The organism is Sphingobacterium sp. GVS05A (assembly GCF_019969845.1).
Classification (GTDB): Bacteria; Bacteroidota; Bacteroidia; order Sphingobacteriales; family Sphingobacteriaceae; genus Sphingobacterium.
The window spans coordinates 122,779-140,181 of sequence record NZ_JAHXYR010000002.1; the positions used below are offsets into that span (position 1 = coordinate 122,779).

14 protein-coding genes are annotated in these 17,403 nt (G+C 39.7%); 6 read left to right on the forward strand and 8 right to left on the reverse strand.

Annotated features, from left to right (window positions below; genetic code table 11):
- Window positions 1–260: 260 nt before the first annotated feature.
- From LC454_RS05315 to LC454_RS05345, 7 genes are all read right to left on the reverse strand, one after another.
- On the reverse strand, window positions 261–1,445 hold the full coding sequence (locus tag LC454_RS05315; protein WP_223580332.1) for a glycoside hydrolase family 76 protein: 1,185 nt from the start codon (window positions 1,443–1,445) through the stop codon (window positions 261–263).
- Between the two features lie 70 nt (window positions 1,446–1,515).
- A complete protein-coding gene (locus LC454_RS05320; RefSeq protein WP_223580334.1) occupies window positions 1,516–2,643 on the reverse strand; it encodes a glycoside hydrolase family 76 protein in 1,128 nt (375 codons plus the stop codon).
- A gap of 9 nt (window positions 2,644–2,652) precedes the next feature.
- A complete protein-coding gene (locus LC454_RS05325; protein ID WP_223580336.1) occupies window positions 2,653–3,795 on the reverse strand; it encodes a SusE domain-containing protein in 1,143 nt (380 codons plus the stop codon).
- A 77-nt stretch (window positions 3,796–3,872) separates the two neighbouring features.
- Window positions 3,873–5,498 (reverse strand): RagB/SusD family nutrient uptake outer membrane protein, encoded by a 1,626-nt coding sequence (locus LC454_RS05330; protein ID WP_223580338.1) that lies wholly within the window; start codon window positions 5,496–5,498, stop codon window positions 3,873–3,875.
- A gap of 11 nt (window positions 5,499–5,509) precedes the next feature.
- Complete coding sequence (locus tag LC454_RS05335; protein ID WP_223580340.1) at window positions 5,510–8,920, reverse strand: TonB-dependent receptor; 3,411 nt, start codon at window positions 8,918–8,920, stop codon at window positions 5,510–5,512.
- Window positions 8,921–9,158: 238 nt separating this feature from the next.
- Window positions 9,159–10,331 carry a FecR family protein gene (locus LC454_RS26500; RefSeq protein ID WP_223580342.1) on the reverse strand — a complete coding sequence of 391 codons (1,173 nt, stop codon included), beginning with the start codon at window positions 10,329–10,331 and terminating at the stop codon, window positions 9,159–9,161.
- A gap of 104 nt (window positions 10,332–10,435) precedes the next feature.
- Window positions 10,436–11,041, reverse strand: a complete 606-nt coding sequence (locus LC454_RS05345; protein WP_223580344.1) for an RNA polymerase sigma factor — start codon at window positions 11,039–11,041, stop codon at window positions 10,436–10,438.
- A gap of 720 nt (window positions 11,042–11,761) precedes the next feature.
- On the opposite strand from LC454_RS05345, the gene LC454_RS05350 reads away from it, so the two are divergent.
- From LC454_RS05350 to LC454_RS05375, 6 genes are all read left to right on the forward strand, one after another.
- Entirely contained in the window at window positions 11,762–12,553 is a 792-nt protein-coding gene (locus LC454_RS05350) for an SDR family oxidoreductase (RefSeq protein ID WP_223580346.1), read from the forward strand.
- 67 nt (window positions 12,554–12,620) lie between these two features.
- The gene (locus tag LC454_RS05355) at window positions 12,621–13,025 is read left to right on the forward strand and encodes a GlcG/HbpS family heme-binding protein (protein ID WP_223580348.1); all 405 of its coding nucleotides are present in this window, start codon (window positions 12,621–12,623) and stop codon (window positions 13,023–13,025) included.
- Window positions 13,026–13,043: 18 nt separating this feature from the next.
- A complete protein-coding gene (locus tag LC454_RS05360) occupies window positions 13,044–13,847 on the forward strand; it encodes a helix-turn-helix domain-containing protein (protein WP_223580351.1) in 804 nt (267 codons plus the stop codon).
- A 171-nt stretch (window positions 13,848–14,018) separates the two neighbouring features.
- Window positions 14,019–14,543 (forward strand): GNAT family N-acetyltransferase, encoded by a 525-nt coding sequence (locus LC454_RS05365; RefSeq protein WP_223580352.1) that lies wholly within the window; start codon window positions 14,019–14,021, stop codon window positions 14,541–14,543.
- 50 nt (window positions 14,544–14,593) lie between these two features.
- Window positions 14,594–15,355 (forward strand): hypothetical protein, encoded by a 762-nt coding sequence (locus LC454_RS05370; RefSeq protein WP_223580354.1) that lies wholly within the window; start codon window positions 14,594–14,596, stop codon window positions 15,353–15,355.
- Between the two features lie 56 nt (window positions 15,356–15,411).
- Window positions 15,412–16,167 carry a YwqG family protein gene (locus LC454_RS05375; protein WP_223580356.1) on the forward strand — a complete coding sequence of 252 codons (756 nt, stop codon included), beginning with the start codon at window positions 15,412–15,414 and terminating at the stop codon, window positions 16,165–16,167.
- A gap of 74 nt (window positions 16,168–16,241) precedes the next feature.
- On the opposite strand, the gene LC454_RS05380 is transcribed toward LC454_RS05375, so the two are convergent.
- On the reverse strand, window positions 16,242–17,378 hold the full coding sequence (locus LC454_RS05380; RefSeq protein ID WP_223580358.1) for a hypothetical protein: 1,137 nt from the start codon (window positions 17,376–17,378) through the stop codon (window positions 16,242–16,244).
- Window positions 17,379–17,403: the final 25 nt, after the last annotated feature.

Below are 17,403 nucleotides of genomic sequence, written 5' to 3' on the forward strand. Positions count from 1 at the left end.
TAAACCGCCTAATATAGCCCCTGCCAACGACTATAAGTGTTTAACAGATCCCAAGAACACCCAGGCCTGCGAGTGCAATAAGCTCCTAAGCGATGGATTTTAAATTAACAAAGCTATAAAATAATATTCTTTCATTTACATAAAACCATAGGAAAGTAATCTTAAGGCGCAACAAAAAGGCCACATTGTGAAATGTGGCCCTAAATAAACTTACGCCCCATCTGTGATCAGCCGTAATGATTTGTTTTGTTTAGAAACTACTAATACCCGAATTTTGCTAAGCGGCCGTACATCTCCACAAAAGCACATTGATCCAATAACCACTTGGATTTTTTTGGTTTCTCCAATGTCCAATCTGCATCAAACAGCCCATCCTGATCGCGCATGTTAAGCCATGCCAGATCAAGATTTTTCGCAAAAATGTCCATGTATTTTCTATTCCCATCCTGTTCGAACAAACTGATATATCCCCGCATCATTACTGCATGGAACCAGACATTACTGTTTTTTAAGATTGGAAAATCAATTCCATCTCTGATTTGAAAAAAATAGCTTAAACAAGCTTCAGCAAGCTGCTGCGCATCCATCAGATACTTTTTTTCCTTCGTCAGTTTATAAAGCAAGGCCGCAGCCTGCAACATCTGGCCTGAATTATAGGAATATTTGGCTTTATCTACCTTACCATTTAGATGTATATTATCCCAATACAGCTTGTCATCTGGATCTTGCAAACCTGCTTTTGTCCATTCATATAGACGTCGACCTTCATTTAGGTAATTCTTCTCCTTGGTTGCTTCAAACAGTTTTAGGGCAAACACAGCTGCTGGGGCATTCGAACAGGCATTTTTGGATTCCTTTTTTTGCTCACACCAATAAATACCACCGCCCAGCTTGTTATCTTCACCACTCTTCACAAAACCCCATATTTCTTTTGCATTTTTGAGGTAATCAGCTTTTTTGGTCTGGATATAGCTATCGGTAAAATCAATACCCAACCATATATTGTCATCGTAAAAACGGTCTGATGCCGGTGCAGAATTGATATAAGAGGCATAACCTACAGGTACACGCTGTTCGTCTCTATATTCATGGAGTCCTACCAGTACCTTTTGATCCAATACTTTCTGATGGTCGGCTTTATCCTTTGACAGCTCCATCAATGCATTTACGGCCGAGAAACTGCCTGAGAAAGGCCAGAGATAGGCGTATTTTTTCTGCTGCCCTGCTTGTTCGTTATTATTCAGATAATCTGCTTTAAAATTTTCATCAAAAGGATATTTTTCGATCAATAGTTTATTTTCAGCGCCCCCATATTTGTCGTAGACCACATCTAGGGTCTTTTGCGCACGATCGGAAAATTGATCTTTTTTAACTTGTGCATGCGTCGTCAAATAACATAATCCTGTCAAAAGTAATGTCGTCGTTATCCGATTTATTTGTTTCATCTGCATCTATTAGTTTAATGAAGCCATCAGGAACTAATGTTCATCTAATGGCTCCGAGGTATTCAATCTGTTATTTTGACCTTATCTGATAGCGTGCCAGCCCTTCAAACAGCATGGCAGCACTGGCGTAGGCTGAAATTTCGCTATTACCAATCGGCGGCTGAGACCAGGAAGAGCCAAATAATAGCGTCGGTAAGCTGGTTCCTTTGGTCCAGGCAATTTTACCGTTGTTAACCAAAAACTTCTCAAACTTTGCGCGATAATCTGCATCGATTCCCTCCAGGTTCAAATATTCAACAAAATACCGGATGAATATACCCTTAAACAGCGCACCGTCACCATTACCTTCATCGCGCAAAATATTATTCCCCACATCTATACAGCGGGTAATGGTGTAATAGCTAATTTTCTGCGCATCGACCAGATAGATCTGATCTTTGGTAATCTTAAAAAGCTCCACAGCCGTACCAAGAAAAGTTCCCTGATTATAGGTCAACGTGGTTACATCAACCGCATCTGTCTCTCCATTGATATTATCATACACTGCACCTGAAGAAGGGTTATATAAGGTTGCCTTCTGCCATTCATAGATCTTTTTGGCCCAGGTCAGGTAGTTTTCATTTTTTGTTAAATTATAAAGTCTAGCCGCAAGAATGCTAGCAGGTCCATTAGAACAGGCATTCTTGCTGTATAACATATCCTTGCGCCAGGCCAATCCACCGCCAGCATATTGTTCATTCCAGGCTTTCAAAATATCGGTCCATAAAAGCAGGACCGCATCGAGATATTTTTGCTCCTTAGTCGTCTCGTATAGTCGCAGCATAGTCAAGGCATTCCACTCCATATCATCATAGAATACATTATAGTAAGTGTTGCCATTTTTAACCTTGACACCTTCAAACCACTTACTGAAATAGGCGCTGTATTTAGCGTCCTTCGTCCGTTGATAAGCATCAATAACTACGTCCATCGCGTGGGCATTGGGCCAGTATTGAAAGCCCTGATCCGATTGGTTGATGGCGTTGTTAAAATATCCCGCTTCATTCCAGAAACCAGAGATCATTTTGTCGGACACCTGCGTAGCGACCTCTGTCCAAGATTCCTGAATCGTATCGTCGTATAGATAGGTATCCTCGACTTTTGTGCACCCAAACAGTAAGAACAGCATGGATGAGATTATCACTATTTTCTTCATCATTTCCTCTTTTTAATTTGGAACTACTGCATGTGTATAATCTTTGTCCCCTTGTAAGATCATGGAGATTTTGGTCGGACGCCCATCTACAGCATCCACAAATTTCCATTTGTCATCCCATTGCGAAAGATTAGGTAATATACGGACAAAGTAATACGATGGGGCTGAAGAACTGTTTGGTGGGCTATCGGTACCCGTCTGGGTCCCCAATTGCACAGTCTCTGCCTTTCCTGCCTTGACCGTTTCCATCTGGAACTTATAACGTTGATCGCGACCCCAGCTTTCCTGCTTAAAGTTGATAACACCTGTTGCCGACCAGATACCCTTGCCTTGATAAGGGAGATCCAGTACCACCGCACCTGAAGGTGAGAAATAAACGCCCATGCTTTTGATTTCAGAATAGGTAATCGTCGAAACGTTGAAATCAATTCGAATTCGATACACCGCAGTCTTGGCAACGGTATTGCTGCCGGTCTCTTCTTCTTTTATCTTGGTTTGATCTTCGGAATAGAATACACGTCCATCTGCCGATTTACGATCTGTAAAGATATATTTTTTACCAGCTTCCAATTTTGTGAAAATCTCATATTCACCATTACCAACAAGCTTAAACGGTATTGCTTGAGCAATGGCGGTACCGTTCTCAGCACCTTCACCGGTGATAAACAATTCGTCTGGAATATCTGCAAACCCTTCCAGCGTTTTGATGTTCAGATTTTTTTTCACTTTACTCAGCACACGTTTCATGCCTCGTATGGAATACACGGACCAACTGATGTCGCCACTTGCACCGGGTTCTATCCCAGCTTTGGCAGCCACCTGATTCAATATTTTGTGACTGATATTTGCGCCATTTGAATTCCCATTATTGTCGGAAGTAACGGTATATAGCGGCTTGCTGAAATCGCCATTTAGCTTATCAAAAACAACTTCATATTGGGCTGCTCCCCCATCGGCGACCAGCGCAGACTCCCATTCAAAATACAGAGCCGCAGAACTCGAGCTCAATAATTTGACTGCCTTCCCATCTGTCGGTGCATATAAATTCTCCACAGCGGATACATCCGCATCCGAGTATTTCATATCGTCTTTTTTGCAGGAAACGATGTTCGCAACCAATGCGAGCATTGCTATAACTTTAAAATACCATTTCATGTCTTTATCTTTAATTTTGTAGTTCAAAACGGACGTTGTTCCCGCTATCGTTTGCAACGGTTTGTTTCGATTAAATTTTAGTTTGAATAGCCTTGATTATTGGGCAATAGGTTTTTATTCAGGTCAATCTGTGTCCTTGGCACCGACCATAGATAATCTCTACTCTCGTCAAATCGTCTAATATCCAATTTGATATAGCTATTGTTACCACCATATTTAGCACCAGTTACCTGTCCGTCCAGAAAGGTTTTACCTGCTTTCCAACGTACGATATCATAGTAACGTAGCCCCTCCAAAGCGAGTTCGCTTCTTCGTTCATTTCGTACGATCGTTTTCAGATCACCGGTCATAGGAAAGTCCAGTGCTTTGCCCACCACAAAGCCAGCTCTTTTGCGGATAGGTTTGATTGTCATATCCCAAATTGCGGCATCGAGCTGCCCCAGCGCCTCTTTCGCTTCGGCATACATCAATAAGATATCAGCATATCTGAACATAATAATATTGAGCCCGGCATCGTATTTTACCGTTGCTGTCACATCGTAATATTTCTTTACATAATAGCCGGTTGCAGAAGCATTAGCACTCGCTCCCTGATATTCGTCCAAGCGCTCTTTATCTGTTCCTCCGGAGCCTGGCTTGATAAAAATCTTACGAACTGTCCCATCAAAGTCAGTCCATTGGCCGCCATGAAAAACAATAGTTGCCGCCATCCGTGGGTCTCGATTTATGTAAGGATTATCACTGTTGTAGTTAGGATCCGCGCTTATGGTATTTCCATCAAGGGTGATATAGTTGTCAACAAGGCTCTGCAAAGGGGCATAGCCGTTCAGTCGCGCCTGAGCAGAGATCGGGGCGGCATCATAGAGTTTATTCCAGGTTTTCAACTGCGGTACATAGCCGTAATCCAGAATAACCTCCGAATTGTATTCTTTTGCTGCAGTAAACAATTCCGGATAACTATCGAAAAGCGCATATGTCCCAAATTCCCCTTGTTTCTTAATCAAGTTCTCACAATACTGCAATACTTTGTTCCAGTTGCTCTCATAGAGAAAAGCCCGTGCCTGAAAAGCTGAAGCCGCACCTTTTGTAATTCGGCCTCTATCATCTGCAGGCAAAACATCTTTGCTGGGCAGATCAGCCATGCATTCATCCAATTCCTGATGGATAAATGCCATGACGGTTGCCTTGGCCGTCCTTGGAACGATTTTAGATTCCTCTAGGGATATGTCTTTGGTAAAGAAAGGAACATCGCCGTAAAAATTGACCAGTCTAAAATAGAGGAATGCACGGATAAATCGTACCTCCGCAATCCGGCGTTTTTTGAGCACAGCATCCATTCCGGGGACACGATCTACATTTTCAAGGTAGACGTGACAGGTCTTGATGCCGCCATAGAGATCGGACCATTCCGAAGCAAAACGTCCCAAGGTAGGGTCAGCAATTCCATTGCGGATAGCGCGTTGGTCGGTATTTGACCGCCCTTCAAAAATATTATCACTTAGCGCTTCATCATTCCATAATCGGTCGGCTGAGAAGAGTTGATTATAGGCCATGTTGACCATTTTTTCTGCATTTTCTGGATAATCCCAAAAGTTCTCATCCGTAAATCTATCTGTTGGCAAGGTATCCAACTTATTGCAGGAAGTGAAATGAACCACAGCCATTAAACTCAAGCCTCCTATAAGTAATTTATATAGTCTCATCACATAAATGGTTAGAATTGAATATTTAATCCGCCGCCATAATATTTCAACGTTGGATAATTGCGGGCACTATTGGCTGCACCTCCCATATTGGAGTCAAATTCGGAAGATTCGGGGTCTATCCAGGAGTTTTTACTCAATGTCAGCAAATTTTGGGCATTAACAAAAAAGCGTACCCGTTGTAGCCCCAATTTGGATGTGACATTCTTTGGTAATGTATATCCTATTTGGAGATTTTTCAGACGTGCATACTTCCCATTGAAAAGATAGAGATCAGAATCTTTCCCAAAGTTGTTTGTTGAGGCTGTAGATCCATTGGCTGTAAGTCGAGGCCACTGCCCATCAATATTTGTCGGCGTCCAGTAATCAAGTTGATGTTGATAAATAGCATACGAATAATTCTGGTGAAAGGGCTCGATCAGTTCACCGCGGATCATCATATCCCGTTTACCAACACCTTGCCAGAACATGCTAAAATCAAAATCCTTATAACTGAGGTTATAGGTCAGGCCGAATGTAAATCGTGGGAAACCATTCCCCAGGACAAATCTATCCCGTGCATCGATCATTCCATCATTATTGCGATCCACATATTTGACATCTCCTGGTCGCAAGTCCGCGGCAGTGATACCACTTGGCAGGGCCGAGGTCTCGATATCCGAAATATTCTGGAAGAGTCCAGCCATTTTGTAGCCATAATATGAATTGTACGGCAGGCCGACACGTGTCAATTTGGTAATATTATCTACTGTTGAAATCCGGTCATCTCCTGGCATGGAGACAATCTTATTGTGACTGTCACCTATATTGGCATTGATCTGATGCTGAAACTCGCCTGTTTTAGCGTGATAGGTCAGATTGATTTCCCAGCCTTCATTGTTCATTTCGCCCAAATTCTGGTTTTTTAATGAGGTGCCAAACACGGATGGGATCTGTGGTGACATCAGAATATCTACTGTTCGCTTCTTAAAGTAATCAAAGCTTGCTGTCAGCTTATCCTGAAAGAAAGTTGCATCAAGGCCAACATTGAAATTATAGGTTTTCTCCCAGCGCAAATCTAAACTGGCATAGTTAAATCCCGCGGCAGCTACTGGCTTATTATTAAATCCATAGCTGTTTGGATAGGATTCATAAGTAAAATAATATGAATAATCATCCACGGCCTGGTTTCCCAATACACCATAAGTGGACCGAATCTTGAGGCTACCGACATGCTCCTTATACCAATTCATAAAACGCTCTTCCGATGCTCGCCATCCAAGTGATCCTGAGGGAAAGAATCCCCAGCGGTTTGCTTTTGAAAACTTGGAAGATCCATCGTAGCGAAAGCTGAATTCGGCAAAATACTTACTTTCAAAGTCATATCCGGCACGACCGAAGATTGAGTTGATGCTATTCTGTAAAGTACCATTTGGTGTGACACGAGCACTGGCGGGATCGATCACCGTTCCGGTAGTCGGTGTTCCCAGCACTGGATCGGTAAACTTCATTTTAAGTTCATTTTGTCTACGTGTATAGGACTCATTGGATGCCCCAATCAAACCTGAAACATGATGACTCCCGAAGGTCTTATCATAATCCAGCAATAACTGAAAATTCAGCAAAGAAGCTTTTTCATTAAAATCTTCTGTATTACGATCTGAATTTACGAACACCTGTGGCTGCAATGCGTCAGGGTTGGAATACAAGGGTACTTGGATCCGTCTGATAAAACGATGGTCTGCGTAGATATCTGCGCCAAAAATACCACGCAGCTTCAGACCGTCGAACAGCTTTGCCTCGAGATTCAGATTGATGTTAAAATAATCATTGTCATTTTTAATATAACCACCTTCATTAAGTTCAGCCAGTGGATTTTGATCTGTGAGTGCGTTATTGACCAGATATTTTCCATTATCTGCCCGCATTCGATAATAATAATAAGAAGGGAGGCGAGAAGCATTGATGATAGCACTTCCGGCTGTATTGCTCATATTGTTGTTACGTGTATACGCTAAAATTGAGGTCAGTTTAAAACGGCCGATCTCAGTACTGAGATTAGTCCGTAGATTATAGCGTTTTATCCCAAAATCCTGTCCAACAAAATTGCTAGGCTGATTATAAAAGCCTCCTGAAAATAGATAAGAACTTTTTTCACCACCACCCGTGACGTTGATATTATATTTTTGTTGAAACGAATTTTTCATGATTTCCGGCAAATTCCATTTTTCGATATCCTGATGTGCATACAGATCAGCAATCGCTTCTGGTGAAAACTGTGGATCCATTCCTGAGTTGGTGAGCGCGAGATTACGTAAGGTCGCGTTTTCATAGCCAGCGACTGGGGAAAACAAGATTTTGGGTTGTTGCACACCCCATTGCGTGCCAATTGTAACCGAGGGTTTCTGATTTTGGCGTCCCGTTTTTGTGGTTACCAAGATGACACCATTTGCTGACCGTGAGCCGTAAATAGCTGTGGAACCTGCATCTTTGAGTACAGATACTGTTTCGATATCGTCCGGATTGATCTTGTTCAGTGTTCCACCTTCGGTAATAATTCCGTCAATCACTACTAGTGGGGCATTACTATTTACCGTAGATATTCCACGGATATTGATGTTCATTGAATTATCGTTTGGATCCATACTTTTCTGTTGAATGGTCAAACTTGGGGAAGCGCCCTGAAGGGCCTGTGTGACGTTGCCGACCGGTCGGTCCTGAAAGGTCTTTGCACCGATCTGATCGACGGCACCGACAACGCGCTGCCGTGTCGTGGTACCATATCCGATAACGATAACTTCTTCCAGCTGGCTATTGCTACTTTTCATCAGTACATGTAACTGTCCCAATTCCTCTGTACGCATAGCGGCCAACTCCACAAGCTGCTGATCGTACCCGACAGAGGAAAATATCAGCGTGGATTTTGGAGAAAGATTACTGATCGTAAAACTACCATCAGCGGCAGTGGAAGTTCCAGCTGATTCATTTCCTTTTACGCGAACGGAAACGTTGGCAAGCGCTTCACCACGCTCATTGGTCACCCGTCCCTTGATCATTGCCTGAGCTGGCACCGTCGCTTGCTGTACTGATGGGCTTATGCTTGTAGACCGGGGCTTGTCCCGAATGACGATTGTCTTGCTGTCCATCTGATACGACAGCGGCTGATCTGCAAAAAGCTGAACCAGTACATCTGACAACATGCGGTCTTTTACTTTTATATTGACAGGTTTAGCCGCCGACATTTGCCGTTCTGTATAGAGAAAATTGTACCCTGTCTGTGACTTGAGGTCCTTAAATATTCTTTTAAGGCTCATATTGGAGTATTCCAATGTTACCTTTTGTGCAAAAGTCGAAGCGCTAACCTGCATAAAAGTAACCAAGATAATTATGGTCGTCAATCGCATAATAAGCCATAGTTTACGGAATAGCAAATATGCTATCACCTTTTTTCTGATATAATTTTGATACATTTGCAAGGTTTGATTTGCAGTATATTCGAGTCGTCCAAAACAGAAATATAATGCAGATTGGATAGTTAAAATTTAATTGTCCCAAACAGCAACCGAGTCCTTCGGGATCTTGGTTGCTTTCTTATAGCCCACCGTGGTGACTATTCGTTTTGTATATTTCTATTCATCAGTTGCTTTTTTAGGTATTTATAATCAATGATTTATTAAATAATTACGGAAGAACATATAGGTTTTTCCCTTCAATCCTGAAATGGACTGCCCCCGTATTTTCAAGCAGATTTAAGACTTGCTTTACGTTATCAAATCGGGATATCCCTCCGCCGAACTTCTCTGTTGTTTTTTTCCCCTGATAGATTACATCCACATTATACCAGCGTGCTATTTTGCGCATTACACTTTCGATATCATCCTCATCAAACATAAATTCGTGATTGGTCCACGCAATTATTGGAGCTGTATCTACTTGCTGTAATTTAAGCGTTCCGTTGGCATTAAGGCTCGATTGTTGTCCAGGAAGTAACTTCAGTTTTCGGTTGCTGGAGGATACTTCGACACTTCCTTCCAAAAGTGTAGTTCGCAATGCTGGTTCATCGGCGTAGCTATTTACATTAAAATGAGTTCCCAGTACTTTGATCTGTTGACCGGATGTATTGACAATAAAAGGATGCTTGGGATCCTTTGCTACCTCAAAATAGGCTTCTCCTACCAATTCCACTTCCCTTTTCCCTTTATGGGCAAACTGCATTGGATACTTAAGGGCTGAAGCAGCATTGAGCCATACCTGTGTACCATCTGGTAACTTAATCCGATAGGTTTCTCCTTTGGTTGTTGATAATATGTGATTGCCAGACCCAGCACCCGCATTTTTCCCCACTTCGTAGATCAATTGTCCATCATTACTTTTAGAAATCTTGATACCCATTTCATCTGCAATCTGTCCATTCATGGTCTCCTGTAAGCGAATCTGATCGCCATTGGCCAGGGTTAAGGTCGCAGATTGTTTTCCTGGTGATATCAACTCTTGCTTAGACTGTTGATTTACGGAACCACTTACACCATCAAAAAACCACCAACCAGCAAACGATATTCCAATGACAGCAGCGGCAACAGCGGCAATACGTTTCCAGGACCACAATGATCTCGCTTTTGGTTTATTTATCTGAAGATGTAATTGCTCCCAGGTGTTATCCAATACCAGCAGAAGTTCGGGATCCTGGAGCAAGACCCGATCTACAGGATCATCCAGGACTTCCTGGATCAGTTCCTGGATCAGTATTCGGTCTTCCCCCGATTTTATATAAGACAGAAAAGCGCGCGAATTTTCCTCACTGAGTTCCCCATATATATACTGCCTTAACGTATATTGAAGTATTTTTTTTTCCACAATTGGTTATCTTCTTTTTAGCTAATACACTTCAAAAGCAACGATCATCTGCTCCCGTTGCAATTTTATTTTATATTTTTTCAGCCTAAAGAAAATAATAGGGATCAATGATGTTGAAGAAGTATAAAAGAGGCTATTAGCAGCGTGGATTTATCCAAAACACCGTGTCTTTCTTTGATATATTTGGTAGCCTTTACAATATGGTCATTGATTGTGGAAGTCGAGATTCTTAATAAGGTACTTACTTCCGCGTAGCTTTTACCTTCGATCTTACAAAGCTTATAGATCAGTCTGCGTTGGGGTGGAAGCTGTTCAATCGTCTGGGAGAGCCATTGTTCATCCTGTTTCTCGTCTAATTGTTCTTCTACGTGGCTATACAATTGTGTATTATGGCGACTAAGGTAGGCTTGAATCTGTTTCTCCAGATTATTTTTACGGATAAAGTTATATACGGTGTATTTAGCAATCTGAAACAGATAGGATCGAAAAGACTGTTCGGGATCAATTAGCTCCCGCTTATCCCATACTTTTATAAAAACTTCCTGTAAAAGCTCGGCAGCATCCTGTTCGGACTTGACCATTTTACGAATGTTGAGATAGATTCGGCCACTGTAGAGGGTATAAATTTGACGAAAAGCTGTTTGGCAGCCCGAACGCAGGGCCAACAGGTTTTCCTTCTCTTCAATATGATCATATCTCGGTTTATACATTGTCACTCTGGTGAAAATATAAAAAATGGGTCACCAAATCTTGGACCTTTCTCTCATAGTGATGACAAAATAGCAAGAACTATCCCCTTCGTTGAAAAGTAAAAATGCTATAGCTTTATCGTATTTGGTTATCCTCTATCCATCTTAGGTTCATTCAATACATTTATTATCACCATAGAATCGGATAATAAACGCGCGCTGGCATTCCGAAAAAGTGAAACTCCAACACGCCTACAGCTTAGCTATTGATACATCCATAAGATTGAATAAAACAAATATAAAAAAACTAAAACGGTTTTGCTTATTTCAGAAGAAAATTAAAAAATGAGCAGGCCGCAGCAATTGCCTCCCCGTGGATTTTGCAAATTGTCCTTTGTCTTAAAATAACGAGGAAACAAAGTATGGATTGGCTCCTATCATCTAGCGATTTCATAGGGCCTTTACTCGGACCTCGTTCGGATAAAAGCGAATAAAGTCTGTTTCAAATACGAATAATATAACTATGAAATAAGTATTATTTGGAAAAGAATCTCTTACCTGCTCCCTTGAAAAACAGAAAAAGCCAGATCTCAGGATCGCTCCGAATTTAGCCGCGTCTTCAGGGCTATACGTTTTCGCATTGGAAGATTGAACCATTGAACAATATAAAATTGAACCATATAGAAACACTTTCAACATGAAAACTCAGGTAACTTAGCCTAAACCATTTAGATTAAAAAAATGAGTAAAACAATATTAATAACAGGAGCCGCAAGCGGTTTTGGAAAAATTGCTGCATTTGATCTGGCAAGCAAAGGTTACAAAGTAATTGCAACCGCACAGGTTTATCCACAGGTAAGCGACTTAATACGTGAGGCCACCGAAAAAGGAATCAAGCTTATTGTTGACAAATTAGACGTCACCGACCCTCGGGATCTAGCTTATATTCACAAGAAATATGATATTGATATCCTGATCAGCAATGCTGGCATCATGGAAGGTGGACCAATTGCTGAACAGCCAATGGACTTAATCCGTGCTATGTTTGATGTCAATGTATTTGGAGGTCTTGAGCTCGCACAAGGATTTATCAAAAAATTTATTGCCCAGAAAAAGCCGGGCAAGATTGTGTTCACAACTTCAATGGGTGGCCTTTGGACAGTGCCCTATGTGGCGGCTTATTGCGCTTCAAAACACGCGATGGAAGCGATTGCAGAAGGATTAAAAACTGAACTAGCAGACTTTAACATTAAGATCGCCACATGTAATCCCGGTGTATATGGTACAGGATTCAATGACCGTGGTGTGGATAGTATATTCCGCTGGTATGATCCTGAAGTCAATTTCACACCACATGCTGTATTTGATGGCATCGCTGAATCGTTGAATAATCAATTGGATCCACAAGGCATGGCAGATTGCATTGTAGATGTAACGCTGGACGAAAATTCTAATTTTAGGAATGTTTATCCTAAGGAAACCGAAGATTTTGTAAAACAGCTGCAGGTCGAAGCCTGGACTGCAAAAAGTTAGTTAAATAAACAATATCCTATGGGCACAGCTACCTTGCTGTGCTCTTTTCATAAAATAATGGACCAATATGATGAATATAAATTATAATCAAGCAACCCAACTATTGAATGCTTCTATTGTGAAAGCAAACGAAATAGGTATTTCTGTCTGCATAGCAGTAGTAGACAATGGCGGACATTTAATGGCTTTAGCAAGACTTGACAGTGTCTTTGGTGTCATAGACTTCGCGATAAAAAAAGCAAAAACTGCGATCATGTTTGGTGTAGACAGTGATATTATGGGGAGTATTATCGCTGGCTCTGCTATCCATTCCTATGGCATGATCAACTCCAATGATGGTTTATTGACAATACCTGGAGGAATAGTCATTAAAGACGCGAAAGACAACATTATTGGAGCTATTGGCTGCTCCGGAGGTACTCCTGAGCAGGATAAAGAAATTGCAAGCGCGGGTAGTCAGATAATCCTTTAATTTAATGATATTTGTGTCATGACTGCAACCCACGAGATCATATTCGATAGGCTAGTGTATTCCTGTGCATTTGAAAAACATAGGGGATCCGAGGAGTTTTATCCGGATCATTTTTTAGGATTTCAGCTCTCCGGTGAAACACATGCTTTTCATGATCAGGGATTTACAGTTATCCATGAAAACATGGTCGTGCTGGTCAAAAAAAATCAGCTGATCCGTACAATAAAATATCCTTCAAAATCTGGAAAATATAATTTCATTGCCATAACATTGGACAAAGAAACTTTGCAGCGTTACGCTTTTGAAAATAAAATTGTCATAGATACACAATATAGAGGAAAGCAGAAATTATTTTTTGAGCCCAATGAGTTTCTCACCAGTTATTTTATTTCGCTTGCTCCTTATATAAATAAAACGAAACAGGCAACACCTAGACTTGCCGATATAAAAGTCAGGGAGGCTATCGAGCTCTTGCTTGATAGTAACCCTGATTTAAAATATATTTTATTCGATTTCATTAAAACCTATAAAATCGATCTTGAAGAGTTTATGAATAACAACTATATGTTTAATGTTCCGATAGAATCATTCGCTAAACTTACGGGACGCAGTATATCGTCTTTCAAGCGTGACTTTGCTCAGATCTTTAATTGTAGTCCCAAATTGTGGCTCAAGAATAAACGTCTGGAAGAAGCGTATTATTTGATCAAACACAAACGACAAAAACCAACAACCTTCTATCTGGATCTTGGTTTTGAAAACCTAAGTCATTTTTATTCATCATTCAAAGAGAAATATGGCTTAACAACTTCAGAAATATAGTATTCTTTTTCTCTTATAATTTTTTGACAATATGGGAAAAGCAGTCTTTTTAGTGTACTTACAGCTGTTGACCAAAGCTGAAATCGAACGCGGAAAATAGATGCTCCATTGACCAATAAAATGACAATTTTTATTCATAAATTGAGTCAATTCGTTACAAACAGACTGGATATGGAAACAAAAATCTCCACAGACAAACTAGTATTGAAACCTGTCGAACTGTCCGACCTCCAAAATATGTATAATCTCCGGACCAATCCACAAGTTGCTAAATATATTGAGCGGGATATCAATAAAAACCTTGAAGACATCAGGCAGTTTATAGAGTTGGTCAAAAAAAATAATTTTTACTTCACGATCAATACCATAGTTCCCAGTGAATTTATTGGAACGATAACCTTATGGAATATCGACCGAAATACAAATTATGCGGAGATAGGCTACGAATTGCTTCCTCAATTTCAAGGGGAAGGATTAATGAGCGAAGCTGTAAAGACAATACTAGATTATGCCTTCAATAAAGCAGGATTTGAATATATTGAAGCGTATACGCATCGCGAAAATATAGCGTCCAAAAAACTCTTGGAGCGAGTCGGCTTTAAATTGGCAGTGGGTAAAATTGATGAGGATAATTCAGACATTATTATTTATGGAATAAATAAAATAGAGAAAGAAGACTCAATAGATCATGAATAATATAATTTAGTAATTTCAAAGGTGATACATACAGCATAATAAAACAACAGATGAAATTTAGCTTTTTAATTGTAATGTTACTGACTTATGGCTTTGGCCAGGCACAGGATATCGAAATTAACGCTTCAAAAAAAGCCAAGATCAATAACATAATCTCACTCTTCAAACAAAAGAACTTCGACGCTATTTCAGCCATTATAAATTACCCTTTGAAACGAGAAAACCCGATTCCAGCTATTAAAAATCCAAAAGAATTTAAGCAAAGGTCTCACGAGATTTTTGATCAGACGCTCCTCAATCTGATTGCAGGTTCAAAAACTGAACAATGGACAGAAGTTGGTTGGCGGGGAATCATGCTCGATAACGGCACTGTATGGATAGATAGTGATGAAGGGAAAATAACCGCCATAAACTATCAGAGCCCTTTTGAAAAAAAATTAAAACAAACGTTGATCCAACAACAAAAAGATTACGTACACAGTTCTTTAAAACAATTTAAAAATCCGGTATATACAATAAGAACCGAAAAATATCTGATTAGAGTAGATGAACTTGCTAACGGAAAGTACAGATATGCTTCTTGGAAGATTGGCAACAAAGAAAACGCGCAACCTGATATTATACTCAATAATGGCAAATTGGAGTTTGGCGGAAGCGGAGGAAATCACGTCATTACATTCACAAACAGAAACTATACTTACAAAATATATCGGAATATTATTGCCGAAAAAAATGCGCCTGATATTACCCTTGATGTAGAAAAAGATAACCAAAAAATTTTGAGTCAACGCGGAGCATTAATAGCAAATTAAAAATACTGTTTGCTAAATTAGTATTCAATAAAAAGCCATATTCATACAAAATCGATATGATACCTATCATTTTAAAAGAACTGAGCACTGAATTAGAAAAATTAAAACTTGAATCAGTAAAGATAAATGCTATTCCTGTTAACACTGAGGAATCTCTAACTATTATTCAAAGTAAATTCTTAGGTATCCCATATTTACCTTTGCAATATGAATATCCGAAAGATAAAAACGGGAAACCAATGATCTTAATTGCCCAAATAAATTTCGAAGAAATACCTCATATCGAAAACTACCCCGAAAGTGGCATTTTACAGTTATTTATTTCTTCGACAGATTGGTATGATATGGATGATTATAAAATCATTTATCATGATGAAGCTACAAATGAACATCAAACCAAATTCCCTTTTCTGATGGAAGATCTTTATGAAGACAGCCCTGTTTATTGCGAGCATAAACTTGAATTTATAAAGACAACTGAATTTGGTGGAACAGAAGATCATAGATTTAATCTTCGATTTAATAATATGGACTTTTATGAATTTTGTGAGACACTTACACAAGATGAATGTAAAACAGTAGAGAACTTTCTTGATGCTACAGGTCATAAAATTGGAGGTTATGCTTATTTCACACAATCTGATCCCCGAGATTATGAAAAAAAAGTAAGAGAAGATATATTACTGTTGCAAATAGATACGGACGAACAAATCATGTTTGGCGATTCGGGAATTGCCAATTTATTTATTCATCCCGACGATCTTAAAAATAAAAATTTTGATAAAGCATGGTTTAATTGGGACTGCTGTTAATCAACAGTACATTAGAAAGTTCATAAAGAAAAATTTAAGTATCATAAAAAAATTGATGCTGGCAAGAAGAGGAATTATTCCTCTTCTTTATTGAATATCATTCTGAAAAATTCCAAAGTTGATTTTTTACCTGTAGGTAAGTATGAAAACCCATGTCCTCCACTTTCCACAGATTTTAACACCCAATTTTTAGTGCGTTTCTCTACTTGTTGGTACACTTTCATGAGGTCGTCGTAGGTATAAAGACTATCGTCTTTGGCATGTATTGAGTAGATTGAATGGGTGAGTTCTGGAATTCCGTTTTCGGATTCAAAATCACCAATCTTCGGCCGTGCCGAAATGGTATAAAATGCTCGAAAAGGGGTATTTTGTTCCTGAGCAAACCGATAACTGACATTTCCCCCCATTGATAATCCGCCCAAATACATTGTATTTGTGTTAATATAATAACGAAGCTTAACCTCAGCCAATATCGTCGCAATAATTGCAGAGCAATTGTCGTAATTCTTCCATCCAGGATTTCCTTTTTGAAAGGGATATATAACAATCGAATTGGTGCTATCAGCAATTGTAAAAATAGGTTCAAACCGTGTCTGAGGGTCTACTGTGAACGATGCTTCTTGCGCACTCACTCCTCCATGTAGGAAAAAAAGCGTCCTTGTTGGCGTATCGCACTGATAACCCTTGGGAACAAATACAAGATATGGAATTTCAAATCCACCTTGATTAATATGATACAATGCAAAACCTTGTCGTGCATTTTGATAGGAAGCTTGTTTACCTGAGATCGCATTCGATAGAATTTCATCTTGCCAAATTTTATCTAGCTTATATTTTTGCTGAATTTGAGCTTCCATCTTCGCTAAGATTTTTTTGTATGTGAGGTCATGTATTATTGATTTAAATATGGAATCATTTTTAAAATAGGACAGCTCTTGTTCATTATCGCCCAAGCCTAATTTAACCCCTTCATTTAACCATTCAATAGCCAAGTCGGTTTTACCACAGCGAAGTGCAATCACCAGCGCATTTGCATAATCATATTTTCCTTTATCATCTTGCTTTTTAAAGGCTTTTTGAAAAGTCAGAAGAGCGTCTTTGTATTTTTCCAATTTAATTTGTGTACCAGCCAGATCCATCAATTGTTCATAGGATTGAGCAACTGATTTCTGAAACGAAAGCAAGACAAGCAATACCATTAAAATCTTCATTTTTTATTTTGATAATTGTGTAGGA